20 protein-coding genes are annotated in these 23841 nt (G+C 72.1%); 4 read left to right on the top strand and 16 right to left on the bottom strand.

The window, feature by feature from the left end; all coding sequences use genetic code 11:
• The 4 genes from ABD366_RS28275 to ABD366_RS28260 form a co-directional block, all read right to left on the bottom strand.
• Complete coding sequence (locus ABD366_RS28275; protein ID WP_324775733.1) at positions 1-1272, bottom strand: quaternary amine ABC transporter ATP-binding protein; 1272 nt, start codon at positions 1270-1272, stop codon at positions 1-3.
• A complete protein-coding gene (locus ABD366_RS28270; RefSeq protein WP_324775735.1) occupies positions 1272-2840 on the bottom strand; it encodes a GMC family oxidoreductase in 1569 nt (522 codons plus the stop codon). Before ABD366_RS28270 ends, ABD366_RS28275 begins: the two co-directional genes overlap by 1 nt.
• A 65-nt stretch (positions 2841-2905) precedes the next feature.
• Positions 2906-4408 (bottom strand): aldehyde dehydrogenase family protein, encoded by a 1503-nt coding sequence (locus ABD366_RS28265; RefSeq protein WP_324775737.1) that lies wholly within the window; start codon positions 4406-4408, stop codon positions 2906-2908.
• Between the two features lie 193 nt (positions 4409-4601).
• Positions 4602-5633: a LysR family transcriptional regulator gene (locus ABD366_RS28260; RefSeq protein WP_324775739.1), complete on the bottom strand. Its 1032-nt coding sequence runs from the start codon at positions 5631-5633 to the stop codon at positions 4602-4604.
• Between the two features lie 101 nt (positions 5634-5734).
• Between ABD366_RS28260 and ABD366_RS28255 the strand changes: the two genes are divergently transcribed.
• Complete coding sequence (locus ABD366_RS28255; protein ID WP_324775741.1) at positions 5735-6901, top strand: alpha/beta hydrolase family protein; 1167 nt, start codon at positions 5735-5737, stop codon at positions 6899-6901.
• A 55-nt stretch (positions 6902-6956) separates the two neighbouring features.
• Here the strand turns inward: ABD366_RS28255 and ABD366_RS28250 are convergent, their stop codons facing one another.
• From ABD366_RS28250 to ABD366_RS28230, 5 genes are all read right to left on the bottom strand, one after another.
• On the bottom strand, positions 6957-7292 hold the full coding sequence (locus ABD366_RS28250; RefSeq protein ID WP_324775743.1) for a hypothetical protein: 336 nt from the start codon (positions 7290-7292) through the stop codon (positions 6957-6959).
• Between the two features lie 392 nt (positions 7293-7684).
• Positions 7685-8674: a malate dehydrogenase gene (locus tag ABD366_RS28245; RefSeq protein WP_324775745.1), complete on the bottom strand. Its 990-nt coding sequence runs from the start codon at positions 8672-8674 to the stop codon at positions 7685-7687.
• Positions 8675-9028: 354 nt separating this feature from the next.
• Positions 9029-10102 carry an XRE family transcriptional regulator gene (locus tag ABD366_RS28240; protein ID WP_324775747.1) on the bottom strand — a complete coding sequence of 358 codons (1074 nt, stop codon included), beginning with the start codon at positions 10100-10102 and terminating at the stop codon, positions 9029-9031.
• Between the two features lie 361 nt (positions 10103-10463).
• On the bottom strand, positions 10464-10979 hold the full coding sequence (locus tag ABD366_RS28235) for a DUF3017 domain-containing protein (protein WP_324775749.1): 516 nt from the start codon (positions 10977-10979) through the stop codon (positions 10464-10466).
• Positions 10969-11832: a bifunctional methylenetetrahydrofolate dehydrogenase/methenyltetrahydrofolate cyclohydrolase gene (locus tag ABD366_RS28230; protein WP_324775751.1), complete on the bottom strand. Its 864-nt coding sequence runs from the start codon at positions 11830-11832 to the stop codon at positions 10969-10971. The genes ABD366_RS28235 and ABD366_RS28230 overlap by 11 nt, the downstream gene beginning before the upstream one ends.
• A gap of 216 nt (positions 11833-12048) precedes the next feature.
• On the opposite strand from ABD366_RS28230, the gene ABD366_RS28225 reads away from it, so the two are divergent.
• Entirely contained in the window at positions 12049-12723 is a 675-nt protein-coding gene (locus ABD366_RS28225) for an RDD family protein (RefSeq protein ID WP_324775753.1), read from the top strand.
• Between the two features lie 67 nt (positions 12724-12790).
• On the opposite strand, the gene purH is transcribed toward ABD366_RS28225, so the two are convergent.
• Together purH and purN are read right to left on the bottom strand one after the other, a co-directional pair.
• On the bottom strand, positions 12791-14353 hold the full coding sequence (purH, locus tag ABD366_RS28220) for a bifunctional phosphoribosylaminoimidazolecarboxamide formyltransferase/IMP cyclohydrolase (protein ID WP_324775755.1): 1563 nt from the start codon (positions 14351-14353) through the stop codon (positions 12791-12793).
• On the bottom strand, positions 14350-14979 hold the full coding sequence (gene purN / locus ABD366_RS28215) for a phosphoribosylglycinamide formyltransferase (protein ID WP_324775757.1): 630 nt from the start codon (positions 14977-14979) through the stop codon (positions 14350-14352). The genes purH and purN overlap by 4 nt, the downstream gene beginning before the upstream one ends.
• A gap of 340 nt (positions 14980-15319) precedes the next feature.
• On the opposite strand from purN, the gene ABD366_RS28210 reads away from it, so the two are divergent.
• Complete coding sequence (locus ABD366_RS28210) at positions 15320-16210, top strand: hypothetical protein (protein WP_324775759.1); 891 nt, start codon at positions 15320-15322, stop codon at positions 16208-16210.
• Between the two features lie 7 nt (positions 16211-16217).
• On the opposite strand, the gene ABD366_RS28205 is transcribed toward ABD366_RS28210, so the two are convergent.
• Positions 16218-17819 carry a cell division protein PerM gene (locus tag ABD366_RS28205; protein WP_324775782.1) on the bottom strand — a complete coding sequence of 534 codons (1602 nt, stop codon included), beginning with the start codon at positions 17817-17819 and terminating at the stop codon, positions 16218-16220.
• 122 nt (positions 17820-17941) lie between these two features.
• Between ABD366_RS28205 and ABD366_RS28200 the strand changes: the two genes are divergently transcribed.
• Positions 17942-19066 (top strand): sigma factor-like helix-turn-helix DNA-binding protein, encoded by a 1125-nt coding sequence (locus tag ABD366_RS28200; protein WP_324775761.1) that lies wholly within the window; start codon positions 17942-17944, stop codon positions 19064-19066.
• 94 nt (positions 19067-19160) lie between these two features.
• Here the strand turns inward: ABD366_RS28200 and sucD are convergent, their stop codons facing one another.
• The 4 genes from sucD to ABD366_RS28180 form a co-directional block, all read right to left on the bottom strand.
• Positions 19161-20042 carry a succinate--CoA ligase subunit alpha gene (gene sucD / locus ABD366_RS28195; protein ID WP_324775763.1) on the bottom strand — a complete coding sequence of 294 codons (882 nt, stop codon included), beginning with the start codon at positions 20040-20042 and terminating at the stop codon, positions 19161-19163.
• 21 nt (positions 20043-20063) lie between these two features.
• Positions 20064-21242: an ADP-forming succinate--CoA ligase subunit beta gene (gene sucC, locus ABD366_RS28190; protein WP_324775765.1), complete on the bottom strand. Its 1179-nt coding sequence runs from the start codon at positions 21240-21242 to the stop codon at positions 20064-20066.
• A 426-nt stretch (positions 21243-21668) separates the two neighbouring features.
• Positions 21669-22772 carry a hypothetical protein gene (locus ABD366_RS28185; protein ID WP_324775767.1) on the bottom strand — a complete coding sequence of 368 codons (1104 nt, stop codon included), beginning with the start codon at positions 22770-22772 and terminating at the stop codon, positions 21669-21671.
• A 96-nt stretch (positions 22773-22868) separates the two neighbouring features.
• On the bottom strand, positions 22869-23825 hold the full coding sequence (locus ABD366_RS28180) for a hypothetical protein (protein WP_324775769.1): 957 nt from the start codon (positions 23823-23825) through the stop codon (positions 22869-22871).
• Positions 23826-23841: the final 16 nt, after the last annotated feature.

Below are 23841 nucleotides of genomic sequence, written 5' to 3'. Positions count from 1 at the left end.
TCAGACCGCCTCCTCGCCGTCGGGACGCGGAGCGGGCTGTGCGGGCGCCGCCTCTTCCGTGGTCGGGGCTGCTCCGGGCTCGGCAGCCGGCTCATCGGCGCCCGGGGCCGCGGTCGCCGTCTCGGTCACGGTCGCCGTCTCCGTCACGGTCCCCGTCTCCGTCGCGGTCGCGGTCTCCGTCGCCATCGTGCCGGCCACTACTCCGAGCAGCCGCTCGTGGTCGACCACGCCGACGCACTGGCCGTCGTCCATCACCCGTACGGCGAACCCGCTGCGCGCCACCGCCTCGATCGCCTGGGACACCGTGGCGTCGTGGGCGATCTCGGGGCCGCCGCGGCCGGCCTCGTCGGTGTCGGCGGGGCGCATGGCGCGCCGGACCGTCATGACCTGCTCGCGGGGGACGTCGCGGACGAACTCCCGGACGTAGTCGTCGGCGGGCGCGCCCACGATCTCCTCGGGGGTGCCGAGCTGGACGATGCGGCCGTCGCGCATCAGGGCGATGCGGTCGCCGAGGCGGAGCGCCTCGTTGAGGTCGTGCGTGATGAAGACCATCGTGCGGCCCTCCTCGCGGTGCAGGCGCACGACCTCCTCCTGCATGTCGCGCCGGATCAGCGGGTCGAGCGCGCTGAACGGTTCGTCGAACAGCAGGACCTCGGGGTCCACGGCGAGGGCACGGGCGAGGCCCACGCGCTGCTGCTGGCCACCCGACAGCTGACCGGGCCGACGCTGTTCGAGGCCCTCCAGGCCCACCTTGGCGACGACCTCCATCGCCTTCGCCCGGCGCTCGGCGCGGCCGACACCCTGGATCTCGAGCCCGTACGCGACGTTGTCGAGGACGGTGCGGTGCGGCAGCAGGCCGAAGTGCTGGAAGACCATGGCGGCGCGGTGGCGGCGCAGTGCGCGCAGTCGGCTCTTGTCCATGGCGCGGACGTCCTCGCCGTCGATGGACAGGGAACCGGAGGTCGGTTCGATGAGGCGGGTCAGGCAGCGCACCAGCGTGGACTTGCCCGAGCCGGACAGGCCCATGACCACGAAGACCTCGCCGCGCTCGACGTCGAAGGAGACGTCGCGCACGGCGGCGGTGCAGCCGGTGCGGGAGCGCAGTTCGGCGGCGCTCAGGCCGGCGAGTGCGGCGTCGTCCGGGACGCGTTCGGACTTCGGGCCGAACACTTTCCACAGGTTGCGGACGGAGAAGACGGTCTCGGCGGAGCCGGCACTCCCCTTCCCGTTCCCGTTCGGGGCAGGGTCCTTCACCACAGTCTGCGTACTCATCACGCATCACCACCCAGCAGTTCGGCGCACTTCTCCCCGACCATGAGCACCCCGATCATCGGGTTCACCGCGGGCATCATCGGGAAGACGGACGCGTCGGCGATTCGGATGGAACGCAGCCCGCGCACCCTCAACTCGGGGTCTACCACCGCGAGTTCATCACCCTTGGCGCCCATACGACAGGTGCCTGCGGGGTGGTAGACGGTGTGGGCGACCTTGCGGGCGTACTCGCTGAGCTCCTCGTCACCGGTGACGTCCGGGCCGGGGCACACCTCGCGCTTGAGCCAGCCGGCCAGCGGCTGCGTCTTCGCGATCTCGCGGGCGATGCGGATGCCGTCGACGAGGGTCTGCCCGTCGTAGTCGTCCTCGTCCGTGAAGTAGCGGAAGTCGAGGGCGGGCTTGTCCTCGGGGTTGGCGCTGGTCAGGTACAACCGCCCACGGCTGCGCGGCTTGGGGATGTTCGGCGTCATGGACACCCCGTGCCCGGGCTTCTCGTACCCCAGCCGCTCCGGATTGTCCGTGAACGGGATCTGGTAGAAGTGGAACATCAGGTCGGGCCCGGCGGCCTCGGGGTCGCGCTGGATGAACAGACCGGCGTCGCTGTCCATCGCACTGTTGTCGGGGATCGGACCGTCGGTCTCCCAGACGATGACGGACTCGGGGTGGTCGAGCAGGTTCTCGCCGACGCCCGGCAGATCGTGCACGACCGGGATGCCGAGCTTCTCCAGGTCTGCCTTGGGGCCGACGCCGGAGTGCAGCAGCAGGCGGGGCGTGTCGACGGCTCCGGCGCACACGATGACCTCGCGGCGCGCGGATATGAGCGTCTCCTCGCCGTCCTTCGTACGCACGTGCACACCGCGCGCCCGTACGCCGTCGACGAAGTCGAGCTTGTACGCCCACGTCTCGAGCAGCAGCGTCAGGTTGGGGCGGTCGCCCGCCTCCATGTGGGGGTGGAGGTACGCCACCGAGGCCGACGACCGTTTGTTGTTCTCCGGGTGGTACGCGAGGTCGAAGAAGCCGACGCCGTCCTTGAAGGGACCCTTGTTGAAGCCCTCGACGCGCGGGACGCCGGTCGCCGTCTGTGCCGCCTCGACGAAGTCGCGGGCGATGGCGTTGCGGTCCTTCTCGTCGACGGCGACGATGTTGTTGCGCAGCTTGGCGAAGTAGGGGTCCATCGCCTTGTGGTCCCAGCCCTCGGCGCCGGCCGCGGCCCACTCGTCCCAGTCGCCGGGCAGCGGCTTGAACGAGATGAGCGTGTTGTGCGAGGAGCAGCCGCCGAGCACCTTGGCGCGGCTGTGCAGGATGTGCGAGTTGCCGCGCGGCTGCTCCGTCGTGGTGTAGCCGTAGTCGAGGTCGCCGCCGAGCAGGCCGAGCCAGCGGCGCAGGGTCAGGACGTCGTCGCGGTCGATGTCGCTGGGGCCGCCCTCGATGACGGCGACGGTGACGTCCGGGTCCTCGGTGAGCCGGGAGGCGATCACGGATCCGGCGGTGCCGCCACCGACGATCACGTAGTCGTACGCGGCGTCGGGCGGACCGGGATTCTGGGGCTGTCCGGGGTTCTCAGGCATGCGTCAACTCCTAGGCGTCGCAAGGTACTTCGCGTAATGAGGGCGTAGGTCCGAAGGGGGCGGGGTCAGCCCGCGAACCACCGCACCGGCTTCGGCGCCAGGTTCTGGTAGACGTGCTTGGCCTCGCGGTACTCGGCGAGTCCGGCGGGGCCCAGCTCGCGGCCCACGCCGCTCTTCCCGAAGCCGCCCCACTCGGCCTGCGGCAGGTAGGGGTGGAAGTCGTTGATCCAGACCGTGCCGTGGCGCAGCCGGCCGGCGACCCGTCGGGCGCGGCCCGCGTCGGCGGTCCAGACGCCGCCGGCGAGACCGTACTCGGTGTCGTTGGCGAGGGCGACGGCCTCGTCCTCGGTGCGGAAGGTCTCGACGGTGAGGATCGGCCCGAACGTCTCCTCGCGCACGACCCGCATCTCGCGGTGGCACTGGTCGAGGACGGTCGGCTCGTAGAAGTAGCCGTCGGCGGGCCGGACCGCGCTCGGCTCCGGGCGCTTGCCGCCGCTGCGCAGCACGGCGCCCTCGGCGAGCGCGGAGGCGACGTACGACTCGGTCTTGTCGCGCTGCTGCTCGCTGACGAGCGGCCCGCACTCCACGCCGTCCTCGGTGCCGCGGCCGAGGCGGATCTTGCCTGCGCGGCGGGCGAGTTCGGCGACGAAGCGCTCGCGCACGGACTCCTCGATGATGAGGCGGGAGCCGGCGGAGCAGACCTGGCCGCTGTGGATGAACGCGGCGTTGAGTGCCTGGTCGACGGCGGTGTCGAAGCCGTCCTCGGTCTCGCAGGCGTCGGCGAAGACGACGTTCGGGTTCTTGCCGCCGAGCTCCAGGGCGACCTTCTTGACGTCCGCGGCGGCGGCCAGGGCCACCTTGGTTCCGCTGAGCAGACCGCCGGTGAAGGAGATCAGGTCGACGTCGGGGTGGTCGGCGAGGCGTGCGCCGACCGAGGCGCCGGGGCCCGTGACGATGTTGGCGACGCCGGCCGGCAGCCCGGCCTCCACCAGCAGCTCGACGAGCACGACCGTGGTCAGCGGAGTGATCTCGCTCGGCTTGATGACGAAGGTGTTGCCCGCGGCGAGCGCCGGAGCGATCTTCCAACTGGCCTGCAACAGGGGGTAGTTCCAGGGCGTGATCATCGAGCAGACGCCGACCGGCTCGTGCACGACGACGCTGTGGATCTCCTCGGAACCCGCGTCGACGACGCGTCCGGCGCCCTCACCGATCGCGAGATCGGCGAAGTACCGGAAGGCGTCGGCGACGCAGTCGACGTCGACGCGGCCCTCCTCGACGGTCTTGCCTGCGTCCCGGCTCTCCAGGAGGCCGATCTTCTCCCGGTCACGGACGAGGAGGTCGGCGACGCGGCGCAGCAGTGCGGCACGCTCGGCGACGGGCGTCCGCGGCCAGGGGCCCTCGTCGAAGGCGCGGCGGGCGGCGGCGATCGCGGCGTCCGCGTCCTCGGCACCGCCCTCGGCGATCACCGCGAACGGCTTGGCGTCCGCGGGGTCGAGAATCTCGCGGGTGGCTCCCGACGCGGCGCCGCGCCACTCTCCGCCGACATGGATGGTGCGTTGTACTGACACGTCCTGCTTTGCCTTCCGTTCCGGTTCTCTCCCCCGAGCACCACAGATGCACCCCTCGGTGCGCTCTGCCGTGATGCCGGATGTCCCTGCCCGGGGGTGCGGAAAGCATGCGCAATACGTGGCCGGAAGTGCGCGGCGTCACCGTAGGCACCGGAGAATGAGGGGAAACGCGCCATGGGGGATGTTCTGTCCCTCAAGGCCTGTCGGTGTCGGGCAGCCAGTCGCGTACCGGGTCGTGGTCCAGCCAGCGCCGCTCGGCCGCCAGCCGGGCACTGACGCGCAGCAGCTCGGCGATCCCCGGATGCTCACGCCCGGCGGGCCACACGAGCGACCAGGCGTACAGCGGGGTCGGGTCGACGAGGGGCACCACACGCAGGCCGGGGTCGTCGGGCAGCGGCACATCGGCGGGAAACAGCGTGAACGACGCCGGTTCCTCGCGCAGACGGGCCAGGAAGGACTCCAGGCCGAGGTTGGGTCCGCCCGCGCGCGCGGCGACGCCGAAGCGGTCCGCGAACCGGGTGAGGAAGTCGAGACGCACCGTCTCCGCCGGGTAGCGCAGGACGGAGTCGCGCAGGTCGGCGGGGCGCAGCACGGCAGCGCCGGCCAGCGGGTGCCGGGCACTGAGCACCGCGTCGACGGGTTCCAGCCGCACGAGGCGGCGCACCAGGGCCGCGTCCCCGCCGGGCAGCGCGTGCACCCGGCCGAACCCGGCGTCGGCGCCTCCGCGGGCGCCCCGCATCAGGGCCTCCGCGACGGCCGGGTAGTCACGGCCCGCCCCGGGTTCGGCGTCGAGCGCCGGCGCGGCCTCGATCAGGGCGGCGACGGTGCGCAGGGGCGCGTAGAGATGACCCCATACGTCGATGCGCAGGGGCCTCGCCGGGGCATCCCGCACGGCGAGGACGGCGGCCCGGCCCGCGTCGAGGACCTGCCGCGCGGGCTCCAGGAACCGGACGCCGTACTCGGTCGGCTCGACTCCGGGTGCTCCGGGTCCGCGTGCCCCGCGCGTCCCGCGTTCGAAGAGCCGTACGCCCAGCGTCGCCTCCAGCCGGGCGACCCGCTTGGACAGGGCCTGCTGCGTGATGCCGAGCCGGGCGGCGGCCCGCCCGAAGTGCCGCTCGTCGGCGACGGCGGCGAACGCACGGACCTGCGCGAGATCGAGATCGACATCGAGACCGAGGGCAGGATCGAGGCCGGGACCGGCGGCGGAAGCGGCAACGGGTTCCATGCGCACACCCTAGGAAACGGACCCGCGGGAACAACCGGTGGTTGTCATACCCGGTGCCCGGTTGTTGGACCGCCCGGCCCCGCACCCGGTGCACTACGGGCATGAGAGCTCACGTACCCCCGGGCAAGGCCCTCGCAGGCAGCCACGCTTCCCGCGGCTCCGGCCCGGTTGCACCACGGTGGGACGCTCCGACGACGCCCCGGCCGGGCACCCACGACACGTTCTTCCGGCTCCCCGGCATACTCCCGGACTTCATCGGCCAGAACCGTTCACGCACGTACGGGGCGGGCCTGGATCCGTTCGCGTACGAGCGGGTGACGAGCGGCCTCGATGACCTGCATGACTGGCCGGCCGCCTTCGTCCGTGCGGCACGCGACCACCTGGCCGACGGTGAGCGGTACGAGGGGCGGGGCGCGGTCCGCTCCGCCGGGGAGGCGTATCGCCGGGCCGCCCGCTGGTTCCACTGTGCCGTGCTGCTCCCCCACCCGGACCGCGAGGCGACCGCGCACGCCGCCGCGCAGGCCGACGCGGCGATGGGCCGCGCACTCGCCCTCCTCGAACCGGACGCCGTACGCATCGAGGACGCGTCGTACGCGGGCTGGTTGCGCGGCGCCGGGAGCGGGCGCGGTGGCGGTGGCGGTGGCGTGGTCGTCGTGGTGCCGGGCCTCGACTCGTCCAAGGAGGAGTTCCACGACGTCACCGAGGCGCTGCTCGCGCGTGGCAGCGCCGTGTTCACGATGGACGGGCCCGGCCAGGGCGTCCGGGCGGCGACGACCACGGTCACCTCGGAGTACGAGCACGTCCTGACCCGGCTCGTCGACGCGCTGCACGAGCGGCTCGGCCCGGTCCCCGTCGGCGTCGTCGGGCTCAGCCTCGGTGGCTACTACGCGGCCCTGGGCGCCGCCCGTGAACCGCGGATCCGCGCGGCCGTCACGGTCAGCGGGCCGTACCGGCTGACCGGCTGGGACGACACGGTGCCGTTCGTGCGGGAGACGCTGACGCAGCGGGCCGGGTCGCGGGACGCCGCGCGGAAGTTCCTCGCCGGCGTCGACCTGCGGGGCACGGCCGGGCGGATCGCGGTGCCGCTGCTCGTCGTCGACGGGGCGGACGACGCGATCCCCGGGGTGGAGAACGGGGAACGGCTCGCCGCCGAGGCCCCGCACGGGATCTACCACTCGGTGCCGGGCGGCGACCACCTGCTGGGGAACGTACGGGAGCAGTGGTTGCCGGGGGCGGCGGACTGGCTGGCGGGGCAGCTGACCGGCTGAGGCGGCGGCGCCCGCGTCCTTCACCGAAGGTGCTGAACGCTGCCCGCCGCGTACGTCACCGAGGGCGCTGCTCGCTGCCCGCCGCGTCCTTCGCCAGACGGACCGCCGCGTACAGGCTCAGGGTCGGTTCGGCCTGGCGCAGGAGTTTGATCGCCTGGACCGAGTCGGCGGGGCCGTCGTGTCCGGCCGCCGTGAGGTGCGCGCGCACCCAGTCGCCGCGCAGCTCGGCGTCGCTGCGGGCGGCGGCCTCGGCGATGAGGGCGGCGGCTCGCTCCAGGCCGGCCCGTTCGGCGTCGGGTGCCGTCCGGAGGGCTTCCTGCACGGCGTCGGCGACGCGGTCGGTGTCGCGCAGGACAAGGACGTTCAGCTCACGGCTCGACTTCTTGATCATGCGTCCATGGTGCGGGACGGCGGGCGGACTTCTCGTCGGGCATGTCGTCGGCGCTGGGCGGGGTCGGGGTGGTGACGCTGCTTGCGACGGTGGCCGTGGCTGTCGGATACCGGGGTCACGCCCAGGCGGGTGCCGGCCGGCGGTGTCCGGAGTGGGTGCGGCGCCGTCGTGGCTGGTCGCGCAGTTCCCCGCGCCCCTGAAGGGCGCACTGCGTGCGCCCATGGGGCTGCGGCGAAGCCGCATGCACCAGGGGCGCGGGGAACTGCGCGAGAGGCCACACCGGGCCGCAGCCGCCCTGCAACGCATCCGCCCACAGGGGGCCACAACACAAACCGCCCACGGCGAGTCCGAAGACCCGCCGTGGGCGGCTGAGCGCAGCAGTCCGGCGAGGGCTAGAGAAGGCCGAGACCCCGCACAGCCTCGCGCTCCTCCGCCAGCTCGGCGACAGACGCATCGATCCGCGCCCGCGAGAACTCGTTGACGTCCAGGCCCTGGACGATCTCGTACTTGCCGTCCTTCGTGGTGACGGGGAACGAGGAGATCAGGCCCTCCGGGACGCCGTACGAACCGTCCGAGGGGATACCCATGGAGGTCCAGTCGCCCTCGGCCGTGCCGTTGACCCACGTGTACACGTGGTCGATCGCGGCGTTGGCGGCCGACGCGGCCGACGACGCACCGCGCGCCTCGATGATCGCGGCGCCGCGCTTGGCGACGGTCGGGATGAACTCGTCGGCCAGCCACTTCTCGTCGTTCACGGCCTCGGCGGCGTTCTTGCCGCCGATCGTGGCGTGGAAGATGTCGGGGTACTGGGTGGCCGAGTGGTTGCCCCAGATCGTCAGGCGCTTGATGTCGGCGACCGTCGAGCCCGTCTTCTTCGCGAGCTGGGTCAGCGCGCGGTTGTGGTCGAGGCGCGTCATGGCGGTGAAGCGCTCGGCCGGTACGTCCGGCGCGGCGGCCTGGGCGATGAGGGCGTTGGTGTTGGCCGGGTTGCCGACGACGAGGACCTTGATGTCGTCCGCGGCGTTGTCGTTGATGGCCTTGCCCTGCGGCTTGAAGATGCCGCCGTTGGCGGAGAGCAGGTCGCCGCGCTCCATGCCCTTCGTGCGCGGACGGGCACCCACCAGCAGGCCCACGTTGGCGCCGTCGAAGGCGACGTTCGGGTCGTCGGTGATCTCGATGCCCTGGAGCAGCGGGAAGGCGCAGTCGTCGAGCTCCATGGCGGTGCCCTCGGCGGCCTTGAGCGCCGGGGTGATCTCCAGGAGGCGCAGCTTGACCGGCACGTCCGCGCCGAGCAGCTGGCCGGAGGCGATGCGGAAAAGCAGTGCGTAGCCGATCTGGCCGGCGGCGCCGGTGACGGTGACGTTCACGGGAGTGCGGGTCATGGCGTTCTCCGTATGACAGCAGGTCTTTTGATCGATCTCTCGGCATCAAGAGATCCGCTCGTCAGGCTATCGCGCCCCGCCCCCACCGGACCTACCGGTGCGTGTGGCTCACCCCACAGAGCGAGTCCGCATGCCCGGACAGAGGAGCGGCCCCGGGCCCGGACAGGGGGCGGCGGCCGCCGGCCCGGGGGGAGGGGCGATCGGCGGCCGCCGTGGGTGTCACCGTGTGACCATCCCGTGGGGGTACCGGTGCGCCTTCCCCGAAAGAAAGCCCTCATGCATGCCCTTTCGAGGAACGCGCCGGACCCCGCGCAAGAGACGCCCCGGACCACCCGCTCGAGCTACTCGGCCGAGCTACTCGGTGCAGCCGTTCTGGCCGGACGCGAGCGTGGCGCACGCCTTCGCGTCGGAGGCCGACCCCACCGCCACCATCGGCGTGTACGCGTCCGTGTCCGCGTCGCCGACCAGGCCCTTCTTCGACGACTCGGCACTCGACCTGAGCTGCACGCTGTCCCCGGGCGTCGCACCCTGGATCCGCGCCCAGGCCGCCTTGCACGTCTTGCTGTATCGGACCTCGACGGTGACCGCGCCGACCACGGCCCGTGTGGGACTGTCGGCGAGGTCGCCGCCGCAGCCCATGGCCTCGGGGTCCTTGCCCGTGCAGCCGGCGCCCACGCACTGGACGCCCGCGGGCAGTTGGGGCGCGCTGCTGGTCGGGGACGACGAAGGCCCGGCGTTCTCGTTCTTGCCCTTGTCGCCGCCGCTGGTCAGGACGTAGGCGACGAGCACGACGATCGCCGCGCCCACGACTCCCGCGAGGAACATGGTCAGCCGGCGCTTGCCCCCGCTGCCGGAACCTCCTGGCGGAGCGGCGGGCGGTGCGACGGGCCCGACGGGTCCGGCAGGCCCGAACTGGTCGGCACGCGGCGCAGAAGCCTGCGGCGGCACGGTCGGCGGGACACCCGCGGGGCCGGCGGCCCCGGCGACTCCGGCGACCCGGGAGGCGGTCGCGCTCCCGTTCCGCCCGCCGCCACCGCCGCTGCCTCTGCCTCCGTCACCACGGCTGCCCGCCGGCGCGGTCGGCCCTCCGAACTCCCCCAGCGCGGCGCGCGCCTGGGATATCCGTATCGCCTCCATGGTCATGTCGTGGCGCATCTCGGAACGGCTCCAGGCACGCTCCGCGAGCTCCCACATCGTGGTCAGGTGGACGGGGTTGGTGCCGGTCACCTCGGCGAGCGCCACGATGGCGCCCTTGGGTGCGAGCAGCCGTCCGTTCAGATACCTCTCCCACGAGGTCTTGCTGTACCCGGTGCGGTCCGCCAGTGCGGCGATCCCGAGTCCGCTGCGGTCCACCAGCCGGCGCAACTGGCTGGCGAACTCCTTGACCTCCGGGTCCAGTTCGTCCGGTAGCGCCCTCCAACGAGGCATTGCATTCCCCCTATTCCCCCCATACGTGCCTGAATCCCCCCGCGCCGCTCTCTGGCCCCGGTCTCCACTGGCTACCCAGTGGGATGTGCGTAGCCAGGATGTCAGTTCCCGGGCCGGGGGCGCACGGGGGCATTCGACTGCGTTCGACAACGCGATCACCGGAGCGCGCCCCCTCGCACGATCCGGGTCCGGGTCGTCCTGGACGATCCCGTTTTCCCAGGCTATGTGCGGTGTCCGCCGTCTTCCGACAACCTTCCCGAAGTTGACCGGAGACCGCCACACAAGGACGCGGGGCCTCCGCCTGGGAGACCCCGCACGTCACACGCGGCCCTTCAGGGCCTGCGTCACAACCCCGCTCGCCTCACCGCACAGTGAAGTGCAGCGTGTCCTGCAAGAAGGGGATCTTCAGCCAGGGGTCCGGCTGCGCCATCATCGACAACAGCACGATGGCGAGGCCGAGAATCCCGTACGTGAGCATGTCCGTGAACCGCGAGCGCACCGCGAGCATGCCGACGGACGGCAGCATCCAGCGCATCACGGCGCCGCCGAGCAGCGCCACGCCGACCAGGATCGTACCGACGCGGAACAGGCCGAAGGCAGTGATCAGCAGCCCCAGCCCGGCCAGCACGAGCACGGCGATGAGCGGCCACTGGCGGGCGGGCGCGGGGGCGTCACCGGGGGCGGCGCGGCCGCCGCCCTCGGGACGGGCGGTGTCCCGCGTCCACAGCGGGAAACGCCGCGGCTGCCGCTTCGCCGCCTCCCCGGAGGCGCCCCCGGGGGCACCTTCGGAGGCACCTTCGGAGGCGCTCCCGGAAGCACCCCCGGGGGCGTCCTTGGTGACGTCCCTGGCGGCGCCCCCCGAGGCGTCAGCGGACACCGTTCGCGTCCCGTTCGGCGGCCTCGACCACGTTCACGAGGAGCTGGGCGCGGGTCATCGGGCCCACTCCGCCGGGGTTCGGGGAGATCCAGCCGGCGACCTCGGCGACACCCGGGTGCACATCGCCGACGATCTTGCCGTTCTCGTCGCGCGAGACACCGACGTCGAGCACGGCCGCGCCCGGCTTGATGTCCTCGGGCTTGATCAGGTGCGGCACGCCCGCGGCGGCCACGATGATGTCGGCACGCCTGAGGTGCGCGGAGAGGTCACGGGTGCCGGTGTGGCACTGGGTGACCGTCGCGTTCTCCGACTTGCGGGAGAGCAGCAGCGGCATCGGGCGGCCGATGGTCACGCCGCGGCCGACCACGACGACCTCGGCACCCTTGATCTCGACGCCGTGCTTGCGCAGCAGCGTGATGATGCCGAACGGGGTGCAGGGCAGCGGCGCCGGCTCGTTCAGGACGAGACGGCCGAGGTTCATCGGGTGCAGACCGTCCGCGTCCTTGGCGGGGTCCATCAGCTCCAGGATGCGGTTCTCGTCGATGCCCTTGGGCAGCGGCAACTGGACGATGTAGCCGGTGCAGGCCGGGTCCTCGTTCAGCTCGCGGACGACCGCCTCGATCTCCTCCTGCGTCGCCGTGGCGGGCAGTTCGCGCTGGATGGAGGCGATGCCGACCTGCGCGCAGTCGCGGTGCTTTCCTGCCACGTATTTCTGGCTGCCGGGGTCCTCGCCGACCAGGACGGTGCCGAGCCCGGGCGTGACCCCCTTCTCCTTCAGGGCCGCCACGCGGGCGGTCAGTTCGGACTTGATCGCGGCTGCGGTGGCCTTGCCATCGAGAATCTGGGCGGTCATGGTGCCCATTCTTTCAGGGCGGCCCTGCTTCACCCAAGTTGCACTTGCACAACAGCCCTGGAGGCCTACTGGACAGGACCATGTCCGATTCAGGAGCATGATCCGCGCAGTGCCGCGGACAGCGGCAGGGGGGCAGTCCGCGTATGCGGCAACATTTCCGTTCATTTCCTCCGCACGTCCGCGCCGTCCCCGACGTCGTCCCGGAGGAATCCCGCCATGAGTCACGGCGCCCCGAACAATCCATACGGCCAGCAACCGCCCCAGCCGAACCCGTACGGCCAGCAGGCACCGCAGGGTGTGCCGCCGCAGGGCTACGGCTATCCGCAACAGCCCGGCCAGTCCTATCCGTCGTACCCGCAGCAGTCGGGGATGCCGGGACCGGGCATGCCGCCCGGTGTGCCGCCGCTCGCCACGATGGGCCGCCGGCTCGGCGCCCGTCTGATCGACGGCGCGCTGTTCTTCGTGGTCTACCTCGTGTTCCTGGTGCCGAAGTTCAGCGACTTCCTCGACGCGGTGCAGGCCTGTGACGCCAACTCGTCGGCGTTCGACACCTGTGTGAACAACGCCACGTCGGACTTCCAGTCCTCGACCCTGCCGATCGCCGGCATCTTCATGCTCCTCGTCCTGCTCTACGAGGTCCTGCTGACCGCCTTCGTCGGCGCCACGCTGGGCAAGATGGCCGTCGGCATCCGCGTCCTGAAGGCGGAGACCGGTGCGAAGCCGGGCATCGGCGGCGGCTTCCTGCGCTGGATCATCCCGACGGTCGGCAGCTTCGCCTGCGGTATCGGCGCGCTCCTCGTGTACCTGTCCCCGTTCTGGGACAAGTCCGGCCGCAGGCAGGGCTGGCACGACAAGGTCGCGAGCACGGTCGTCGTGTACGTGAAGGGCTGAGCCCCCGGCTGTCACGCAGAAGGCCCGCCGGTCGGTGACCGGCGGGCCCTCTGCGCGTACGGGTGACTCAGTGGAAGAAGTGGCGCGTCCCCGTGAAGTACATCGTCACGCCCGCCTTCTTGGCGGCCTCGACGACCTGCTCGTCACGGATCGAACCGCCCGGCTGCACGATCGCCTTCACCCCGGCGTCGATGAGGATCTGCGGCCCGTCCGGGAACGGGAAGAACGCGTCCGAGGCGGCGAAGGAACCGCGCGCCCGCTCCTCGCCCGCCCGCTCGACGGCGAGCTTGCAGGAGTCGACCCGGTTGACCTGGCCCATGCCGACGCCGACCGAGGCGCCGTCCTTGGCGAGCAGGATCGCGTTGGACTTCACGGCGCGGCACGCCTTCCACGCGAACGCCAGCTCGTCCAGCTCGCCCTGCGACAGCGCGTCGCCGGTCGCGAGGGTCCAGGACGCCGGGTTGTCGCCGTCGGCCTGGAGCCGGTCGGTGACCTGGAGGAGCGCGCCGCCGTCGATCTGCTTCGTCTCGACCGTCGCGGACGGCCCGTTCGGGGCCCGCAGAACACGGATGTTCTTCTTCTTGGTGAGGGCTTCGAGGGCGCCGTCCTCGTAGTCGGGCGCGACGATGACCTCGGTGAAGATGTCGGCGACCTGCTCCGCCATCTCCTTGGTGACCGGCCGGTTGACCGCGATCACGCCGCCGTACGCCGAGACCGGGTCACAGGCGTGCGCCTTGCGGTGCGCCTCGGCGACGTTCGCGGCGACGGCGATGCCGCAGGGGTTGGCGTGCTTGATGATCGCGACGCACGGGTCGTCGTGGTCGTACGCGGCACGGCGAGCGGCGTCCGTGTCCGTGAAGTTGTTGTACGACATCTCCTTGCCGTGCAGCTGCTCCGCCTCGGCGAGGCCGCCGGTGCCGTCGACGTACAGGGCGGCACCCTGGTGCGGGTTCTCGCCGTAACGAAGGACGTTCTTGCGCGCGTACGTGGCGCCGAGGAACTCGGGGTGGCCACTGTCGTCGGCGGCGGCGTAGTCGGCCGCGAACCAGGAGGCGACGGCGACGTCGTACGCGGCCGTGTGCTGAAACGCCTCGGCCGCGAGCCGCTTACGGGTGGTCAGGTCGAACCCGTCGTCCTTCACGGCCGCGAGGACATCGGCGTACCGCTGCGGGCTGGTGACCACGGCGACCGACGGGTGGTTCTTGGCGGCGGCGCGGACCATCGAGGGACCGCCGATGTCGATCTGCTCGACGCACTCGTCGGGAGTGGCGCCCGAGGCGACGGTCTCCTTGAACGGGTACAGGTTCACGACGACCAGCTCGAACGGCTTCACACCGAGGTCGGCGAGCTGCTTCTGGTGGTCCTCCAGGCGGAGGTCGGCGAGGATGCCCGCGTGCACCTTCGGGTGCAGCGTCTTCACGCGGCCGTCGAGGCACTCCGGGAAGCCGGTGACGTCCTCGACCTTGGTGACCGGCACCCCGGCGCCGGCGATCTTCGCCGCGGTCGAACCGGTGGACACCAGCTCGACGCCCGCCTCGTGGAGCCCGCGCGCCAGCTCCTCCAGACCGGTCTTGTCGTAGACGCTGACCAGCGCCCGGCGGATGGGCCGCTTGTTGCTCTCGGCGGTCACGGGATAACTACCTTTCGTCCCTCAATGCTGTAGCCGTTACGGGCCAGTCGCCCCACGACATCGACGAGCAGCGTGCGCTCGACTTCCTTGATGCGCTCGTGCAGAGCGCTCTCACCGTCGTCCGAGTCCTCTTCCACGATCTCGACCACGCCCTGGGCGATGATCGGGCCGGTGTCGACGCCGTCGTCGACGAAGTGGACGGTGCATCCGGTGACCTTCGCGCCGTACGCGAGAGCGTCGCGCACACCGTGAGCACCGGGAAAACTGGGCAGCAGGGCCGGGTGCGTGTTCACGAACCGCCCGCCGAAGCGCGCGAGGAACTCCTTGCCCACGATCTTCATGAAGCCCGCCGAGACCACCAGGTCCGGCTCGTGGGCGGCGGTCGCCTCGGCGAGCGCCCGGTCCCAGTCCTCGCGCGCGGCGTGGTCCTTGACCCGGCACACGAAGGTCGGGAGCCCGGCGCGCTCGGCACGCTCCAGACCGGCGATGCCGTCGCGGTCCGCGCCGACCGCGACGATCTCCGCCCCGTACGCGTCCGTCCCCTGCGCCTCGATGGCGTCCAGCAGTGCCTGCAGATTCGTACCTGATCCGGAGACCAGCACGACGAGGCGCTTGGCCTTGGCCACGGCGGGGCCCTTTCTCGTTCTGGGAAAGCTTCTTCGCACGGTCGGCTCGTTCGTTCGGCTTGCCCGTTCGGCTTGTGCGTTCCTACGAAAGCTTCGCACCCGCATATACGGGGAACCCTACGAAGCCGCCGACCGTCAGCAACGATACCGGCACTCCCGGCGGCCCCCACGGGACGGGGGCGTGACCGGGAGGTAGCGTCAGCGTCCAGGAACACCGAGCAAGATCCCGCAAGACCCAGCCCCGGCGCGGAACGCCGGGCGGGCATGGAACGTTGACGTAAAGAACGAACCAACCCGCACCAGCGACCCGACCGACGACCTAGGGGAAGACGCACACCTGATGCCGGACCGAAGCCTTCGCCTCACGCTGCCCACCGGCGCCGTCCTGCTGCGCGAAGGCCGACCCACGCCGCCGTCGCCGTCCACGGACTCCACCGGTCCCGCTGGTTCCACCGGCTCCGCTGGTTCCACCGGCTCCGATGAGTCCCCGGACACGAGCACCCCGGACACCACGGACACCGCGGGCTCCAAGGGGACCAAGGAATCCGGCGCGGGCAAGGGCTCCGGGGACGCCCGGGCGGACAACCCGTTCGCCCCGCCGCCCGAGGACGCCCCCGACCGCCCGTGGCAGCCGCGCCGCCCGGAGGGCCAGGACCCCGCGGGGGACGGCGGCGGCCACTCCTCCTGGGGCAGCCAGTGGAGCGACCGCCAGCCGGGCCGCGCCCAGGGCGGCCGCTTCGGCGACCGTCCCGGCAGCGGGGGCGGCGGACAGGGCGGCCCCGAAGGAAAGAGCCCCGGCCAGGGCCCCGGCTCCGGCGGCATGCGCTGGGACCCGACGGACCCGGCCCAGCGCCGCGCGCGCTACGCACTCCTGTCCGGCATGTGGGGCTTCTTCTTCGCCCTGTTCGCCTGGCCGTACGTGGCCCTGCTGCTCGGCGCACTCGCCCTGTACTGGAGCATCAGCGCCCTGCGCGCGAAGCCCCGCACCCCGGACCCGGACGCCCCCGCGCCGGCCGCCGCCCCCGGGACGACCCGCCCGCAGACGACGGCGGCGATCAGCGGACTCGTGACGGGTGCGCTGGCGCTGGCCATGGTGGCGTCGATGTTCGCGGCGAAGCTGGTCTACAGCGACTACTACGAGTGCCGCGCGGACGCCCTGACCAACTCGGCGAACGAGTCCTGCGAGGACCTCCTCCCGAAGGAACTCCGCCCGCTCCTGGGCACGCGCTGACGGTACGTCAGGACTCCGGACCGGCCTGCCGGTCCGGAGCCGGCGCCTCGCGCGACGTTTCGTCGAAGAAGTCGTAGGCCTCGAAGCCGTCCTCATCGAGGGCCTCCTCGCCAAAGCCGTTCTCGCCGAAGCCGTTGCCGCCGAAGTCGTTGCCGCCGAAGTCGTCGTCGTTCGCGACGAGTTCGCGCCCTACGGTGTCTTGTTCGCGCCCTACGACGTCATACGCGAGTCCGGACTCCGGCGCGGGCGCGGGGACGGGCGTGGGGACGGGCGTGGGGACGGAGGTGGGGACGGAGGTGGGCTTCCTCCCGGCCGTCACCGCCGTCGCCCACGCGGACATCCGGGGCCGCACCACGGACTCCCGCCCGCGCCACCACCACACCACCAGCGCCACCGGTACGCCCACCGCGCCGGTCCACGCCGCCGCGGCGAGCCCGGTCAGCCAGCCGACGGGCCCGAACGCGGCAAGGGCCTCGACGCCCAGCGCGCCGCCCGCCGCCACGGCGAGCACGGCCAGCGCCGTCCCGCACAGCGCGGCCGCCACGCACATCGCGTACGCGACCCGCCCCGTGGTCCAGGCGGCCCGCTCGCCCGCCACCACCACGAACCACGCCACGGTCACCGCCGCCGCCACGGGCACCGCACCCACCGCCCAGGTCAGCGGCGATCCCGGCCCCGCCGCCGGCACCGCCTCGAGCAGCGGAAGGGCGGGCAGGAGCGAGCCGCGCGTGCTGCCGAGCGGCCCGACCGTGTGCCCGGCACCGAGCACGACCCCGGGCCCCAGCGCGTACGCGGCGCCCCAGATCGCGGCGTTCGGCACCAGCGCGAGACAGAGCAGCAGCACCGCGATCCGCCCCGACCAGGCCGCCGTCAGCTGCTGGAACGACTCCCGCACCGCTCCCCCGTGCCACACCAGCCCCGCCGCCACCAGGAGCGCGCCCCCGGCGACCAGGACGAGGGCCCCGGCGGCGGCGGCCCGTGCGGCGACCGGCAGGACGTCCCGCACGAGTACCCGCGGCAACACGTCCAGGGACCGGCGCAGCGCCAGGGGCAGCGGGCCGCCCGGCCGGCCGTACGCGGTCCACACCCCGGACCCGGACGCGGCCACGGCGACCAAGACGAGGTGCGCCACGCAGCTGCCCCAGGAGGGCCGCAGTTCGCCGCCGGACGCGTAGCAGGCGGCCACGGCGCCGATCACCAGGTAGCCACACGCGACGCCGGCCCACACTCCGGTGGCCGACCCCTGCGGCGCCCCCTCCTCCTCGGGCTCCGCGGCGTCCCGTGCGGCCCGGTGCACCAGCCAGACGGGCAGCGCCAGGAGCAGCAGCGGACTGAGACCCAACGGCGCGGGTGTACCGGACAGCGTGTCCGTCCTGATCATCTCGGTGCCGTGCGCGAGCAGCCACAGCGCGGCGGCGGTGTGCAGGGCGCCGCCGGGCCCGCTGTCGGGGTAGGGCGAACTGATCCACATCGCGATCACGAGGACCGCGAACATGCCGAGCCCGAGGCCCGCCGCGACGACTCCGCCGAACATCCCGGCTGCGGGCCCCGGTGGTCGTTCCCGCACACGGGTCAGCAGCACGGGCAACGACACTCCACGGCCGGTCATCTGCGTCACGGGGCCATGCTCCCAACGACACGCGCTTTCACCGCGTAACAGGCGAAGTACGGATGTGTCGCTCAAGATACGTTTATGTACTTTTTCGCGCGAAAGGGTGTGTGGAGTTCCTCATGACGCAGAGCGCTGCCGCCCCACTCCCGACGCCGAAGGAGCGCCGCAGGCTCCGTGAGGCGCAGTCGCTGACCCAGGCGCAGCTCGCGGCCCGGCTCGGTGTGACGCGCGAGACGGTCCGTGCCTGGGAGTCGGGCCGCACCTCTCCCGGGGGCCGTAAGAGGGAGACGTACGCGAAGCTCCTGACATCACCGGGCCCGGCCCCCGCCCTTGTGAAGCGACCGAAGGCGCAGGTCAGCAGGGCCGAACGGGTTCAGGAGCCCGAGCAGCGGACGCAGCCGGAGAAGCGGAGGCAGCCGGAGAGCCAGTCGGCGGAGCAACCGCTCACCCGGGCGCCGGCGGTGGCGTTCGACGCTCTCTACACGCACGCCGCACCGCTCCTGGTCCGCCAGACTTACCTGCTCTCCGGCCGTCGCGCCCTGGCCCGTGAGTCCGTCGAGCGCGCCTTCCAGCTGGCCTGGCAGCGCTGGCCCGAGGTCGCGGTCGACCCGGACCCGGTGGGCTGGGTGCGCGCGGCGGCGTACGAGTACGCGATGTCGCCCTGGCACCGGCTGCGCCCCGCCCACCGCCACCCGGACGCGCCGCCCGCCGACGCGGAGGACCGCAAGCTCCTCGACGTACTGCAGAGCCTGCCGCCCGTCTACCGGCGCACCCTGCTGCTCTACGACTGGGTGGGCCTCGACCTGCCGGAGACCGCCGCCGAGACGGAGGCCAGCACGCCGGCCGCCGCCAACCGCATCCTGCACGCCCGTGAGGCCGTAGCCGAGCAGTTGCCGGAGCTGGCCGTCCCCGAGCAGCTGCACCGGCGGCTGACCGAGCTGGCGGGCGCGGAGAAGCTCGACGCGCCGAAGGCGACGTTCGTGCGGGACGTCGGCGAGAAGCGCACCCGGTTCTGGACGCGGGCCGCGATCGTCGTCACGACCCTGATCGTCGGGGCGACGGCGCTGACGGTGCGGGCGGCTCCCACGCACTACGTGCCGGTGCCCGCGCCCGGTGCCCCGGTCAGCGGTGTGCCCGCGCTGACCGGCCCCGACCGGCTCACGCCACAGGACCTCCAGCTGCGCGGCCAGTTGCGGGCGAAGCTGAGCGGCGGTCCCGGGCGCCTCGCACCCGTGGCCGAATGAGCAAGAGGCCCGCGAACGAGCAGTGGGTCGGCGAACGAGCAGTGGGCCCGCACCGTCACCGGTGCGGGCCCACTGATCTGCGTACAGCGGCTGGTTACGAGAGCAGCTCGCGCGCCAGCTTCGCCGTCTCGGTCGGGGTCTTGCCGACCTTGACGCCGGCGGCCTCGAGGGCCTCCTTCTTCGCCTGGGCGGTGCCGGAGGAGCCGGAGACGATGGCGCCGGCGTGGCCCATGGTCTTGCCCTCGGGGGCGGTGAAGCCCGCGACGTAACCGACGACCGGCTTCGTCACGTTCGCCTTGATGAAGTCGGCCGCGCGCTCCTCGGCGTCGCCGCCGATCTCACCGATCATGACGATGAGGTCGGTCTCGGGGTCGGCCTCGAACGCGGCGAGCGCGTCGATGTGCGTCGTGCCGATGACCGGGTCGCCACCGATGCCGACGGCGGACGAGAAGCCGATGTCACGCAGCTCGTACATCATCTGGTACGTCAGCGTGCCGGACTTCGAGACCAGGCCGATGCGGCCCGGCTTCGTGATGTCGCCCGGGATGATGCCGGCGTTCGACTGGCCCGGCGTGATGAGACCGGGGCAGTTCGGGCCGATGATCCGGGTCTTGTCGCCCTTGGACTTCGCGTACGCGTAGAACGCGGCGGAGTCGTGGACGGCGATGCCCTCGGTGATGACCACGGCGAGCGGGATCTCGGCGTCGATCGCCTCGACCACGGCGGCCTTGGAGAAGGCCGGCGGGACGAAGAGGACGGACACGTTGGCGCCCGTCTTCTCGATCGCCTCGGTGACGGAGCCGAAGACGGGGATCGACGTGCCGTCGAAGTCGACCTCGGTGCCCGCCTTACGGGGGTTCACACCGCCGACGATGTTCGTGCCGTCGGCGAGCATGAGCTTGGTGTGCTTCATGCCCGTGGCACCGGTCATGCCCTGGACGATGACCTTGCTGTCCTTGTTGAGGAAGATAGCCATGGCTGTTCTGTCCCTCGTCCCTTACTTCGCGGCCGCGAGCTCGGCGGCCTTGTCGGCCGCGCCGTCCATGGTGTCCACGCGCTGCACCAGCGGGTGGTTGGCGTCGGAGAGGATCTTGCGACCCAGCTCGGCGTTGTTGCCGTCGAGGCGGACGACGAGGGGCTTCTCGACCTTCTCGCCCTTCTCCTCGAGGAGCGCGAGCGCCTGCACGATGCCGTTGGCGACCTCGTCACAGGCGGTGATGCCGCCGAAGACGTTGACGAACACGGACTTGACGTCCGGGTCGCCGAGGATGATCTCCAGGCCGTTCGCCATCACCTGGGCGGAGGCGCCGCCACCGATGTCGAGGAAGTTGGCCGGCTTCACGCCGCCGTGGTTCTCACCGGCGTACGCGACGACGTCCAGCGTCGACATGACCAGACCGGCACCGTTACCGATGATGCCGACCTCGCCGTCGAGCTTGACGTAGTTGAGGCCCTTCTCCTTGGCAGCGGCCTCGAGCGGGTCGGCCGCGTCCTTGTCCTGCAGCGCCTCGTGGTCGGGGTGCCGGAAGTCGGCGTTCTCGTCCAGGGACACCTTGCCGTCGAGGGCGATGATGTCGCCGGAGGCGACCTTGGCGAGGGGGTTGACCTCGACCAGGAGGGCGTCCTCCTCGATGAAGGTCTTCCAGAGCGTCACCAGCACGTCGGCGACCTTGTCGGCCACCTCGGCCGGGAACTTCGCGTCCTCGACGATCTTGCGGGCGACCGCGGGGGTCACGCCCTCGTTGGCGTCGATCGGCGTCTTGGCGACGGCCTCGGGGCGCTCGACCGCCACCTCCTCGATCTCCATGCCGCCCTCGACGGAGGCGATGGAGAGGAAGGTGCGGTTGGTGCGGTCCAGGAGGAAGGAGACGTAGTACTCCTCCACGATCTCCGGAGCCGTCTCGGCCATCATCACCTTGTGGACCGTGTGGCCCTTGATGTCCATGCCGAGAATGTTCGTCGCGTGCGCGACGGCCTCGTCGGGGGTGGCGGCCAGCTTCACGCCACCGGCCTTGCCTCGGCCACCGACCTTGACCTGGGCCTTGACGACAGACTTGCCGCCCAGCCGCTCGGTCGCCTCGCGGGCTGCCTCAGGCGTGTCGATGACTTCACCGGCCAGCACCGGTACACCGTGCTTGGCGAAGAGGTCCCTCGCCTGGTACTCGAACAGGTCCACGCGCGTCCGTCCCTATCAGTGATCTCGCGGTTCGATCTTCCTGCGTGGGCGTGCCGCGATGGGCAACGTGACTCCGCTGTCACAAGGGAGGCGTACGAGGCGTACACAGTGGCCGGGTACGCGGCATGTCCGTCTCGCAGGTTATCGCCGCTCGGCGATGCGCCCTAAATCGCAGATCACACCTGAGCGGTGATACCGGTCACAGAGCGTCCCGTTTGTGATGCGTTTCGCACTTGTTCGCGGCCTCACCGTGCGGGGGTACGCACGGTGAGGCCACCCGAGGAGCCCCCGGAACGCATGCATTCACCGGGGGCTCGAGGCGGGCATCCCGTCCCCGACGGATTCGCCCGCCGCACGCCGGTTTCCGGCCGGGCCGCGCCGACGGATTTCGGCTGGCCCGGCTCACCGGCGTCGGTCAGATGCCCGTCAGATGCCGGGCAGGTAGCTGGGCGCCACGGCGCCGACGACGCCGTGCACGCCGGTGACGGCGTTGCCGGTGAGCGGCTGGACGTCGGCGACGACGGTGCCGGTCAGGTCCTGCGCGAAGGGGGTGACGTCGCCGGTGACGCCGTACGCGAGCGGCGCCACCTCGTCACCGACGACGGTCCGGGCGAAGGGGGCGACGTTCTCGCCGACGACGCCGTACGCGAACGGCGTCACGTCGCCGGTGACGCCCTGCGCCAGGCCCTGCGCGCTGGTGCCGACGCCCTGCACGACCGGCCGCACGTGGTCGACGACCGTCTGCACGAGGGGGTCCACGGAGTCCACGACGCCGCCCGCGAACGGCGCCACGTCTCCTACGACCAGCCCCTGCGCGAGCGGGCCGACCGTGCCGACGACGCCGTTGGCCAGGGGCTGCACCTCGCCGGTCACGCCCGTGGCGAAGGGACCCACCTGCTGTCCGACCAGGCCGGTCGCGAACGGCGTGACGTCCCCGACCGCGCCGCCCGCCAGCACACCGACGTCACCGACGGCCTGGCCGGCGACGGGCAGCACGCCGTGCACGGCGGTCGCCGCGACGGGCGGCAGAACGGCGGCGGCGGTCTCGTCGGCGATCGGGGTGGCCGCGGCGGTGACGTCTTCGGCGGCGAAGGTGGACAGGGGGCCGAAGAGGTAGTCGACGCCGTCCTGGGCGGTGGCAGCGGACTTGACCGTCTCGGCGACCTTGGTGTCGGCGGTGGCCTTGCCGGCGGTGACGACGGACTCGGCCGGCTTGGTGAGCTTGCTGCCGCTGAGCTTGCCGTCGGTGAGCTTGCTGCCGCTGAGCTTGCCGTCGGTCGCCTTGGTGGCTCCCTGCGTCAGGTGCGACGCGGTGTCCTGCACGTCGGCGACGTCGGCGACATCGGCGACATCGGCGACATCGGCGAGATGAGCGGCGTCGGCGACATCGGCGACGGTGTCGCCGGCCACGTCCGGCACGGAGAGCGAGTGGGCGGGCAGTTCATCGGCGCTGGCCACGGCCGAGCCGAGGGCCCAGGCGCCGGAGACGCCCGCGGCTATGACGATGGAGCGGCGGAGGTTCTTGTTCATGCGTACGTAGTTCCTTCGAATTCCGGCGATTTCCGGGGTGTCGGGCAGACCTGTTCCGCCCCCGCGCGACAGGTCACGTGCGGGGAGAGGGCTGCCCTAGCCAGGGAATTCGGGAATGCCGCGATACCGGTCGGCCACCGGCGCGGCGACGCCCGACGCGAACGCGCCGGGCGGCAACAGCACGGGCACCCGGCTGCCGAACGCGGCCGCGTGCACCTCGCCGTGCCGCGTCGAGTTCCCGTCACCCGCCGAGGTGTTGGCCACGAGTGCGCCGTCGGGACGCGGCGGTGCACCGGGCGCGGCCGGCTGCGGTGCGGCGGTGTGCCGCGCCGCGGAGGCGTGGTGCGCGCCGTTCCGCTGTACGTCCCCGAGCCACGCGGAGTCGTACGCCTTCGGCCCCGCCACCCGCGCGGCAGACGGACGGGAAGCTTGGTGCTTCTCGTGCTCGGCCGCGGGGCCGTGGACGGGCTGCGTGGCGACGGGTGCGGTGGGTGCGGGCTCCGCGGGCGGGGCCGGTGCTGGTGCGGGTACGGGGCCGGAGTGCCCGGGTACGCCCGGGAGCTCGGGAAGTTCCGGGAGTCCGGGGAGCCCGGGGAGTTCGGGCAGGGCCGGCGGCCCGTCCGGCAGCGGTCGCGGGGTCGCCGCGGCGATGCCACCGACGACCCGCCCGGTCAGCCCGCCGACCGGCTCGGTCACCTGGCCCACGGTCTCGAGGACCGGCCGCACGACTTTCTCCCGCACGGGGTCGACGACCTCCGCACGGATGTCGCCGGAGACCCGGTCGTGCACCGTGCGCACGTCTTGTACGGATCCGCCCGCGGCCTCACGCAGCGCGGTGTGATGCGGCACGGTGTGGTGCGGCACGGTGTGGTGCGGGGCGACGTGAAGCGGCCCGAGGGTGCCGGAGGCGTCGTCCGCGTGGGCCTGCCCGCCGCAGAGAAACCCGAGGCCGATCAATCCGCCGAGCAACAGTGCCAGTTGCAGCGCATGTCGCCGCGCCGCCGGGCGCGGCAGGCGCTCGGCGGGGGCGGCAGGAACGGTCGGAGTCGTCACGGTGCGCAGATCCTCG

This window comes from Streptomyces kunmingensis, from assembly GCF_039533535.1.
Lineage (GTDB): Bacteria > Actinomycetota > Actinomycetes > Streptomycetales > Streptomycetaceae > Streptomyces > Streptomyces kunmingensis.
The sequence above is the reverse complement of the archived record's forward strand: the minus strand, read 5'-3'. Positions and strand labels throughout refer to the sequence as shown.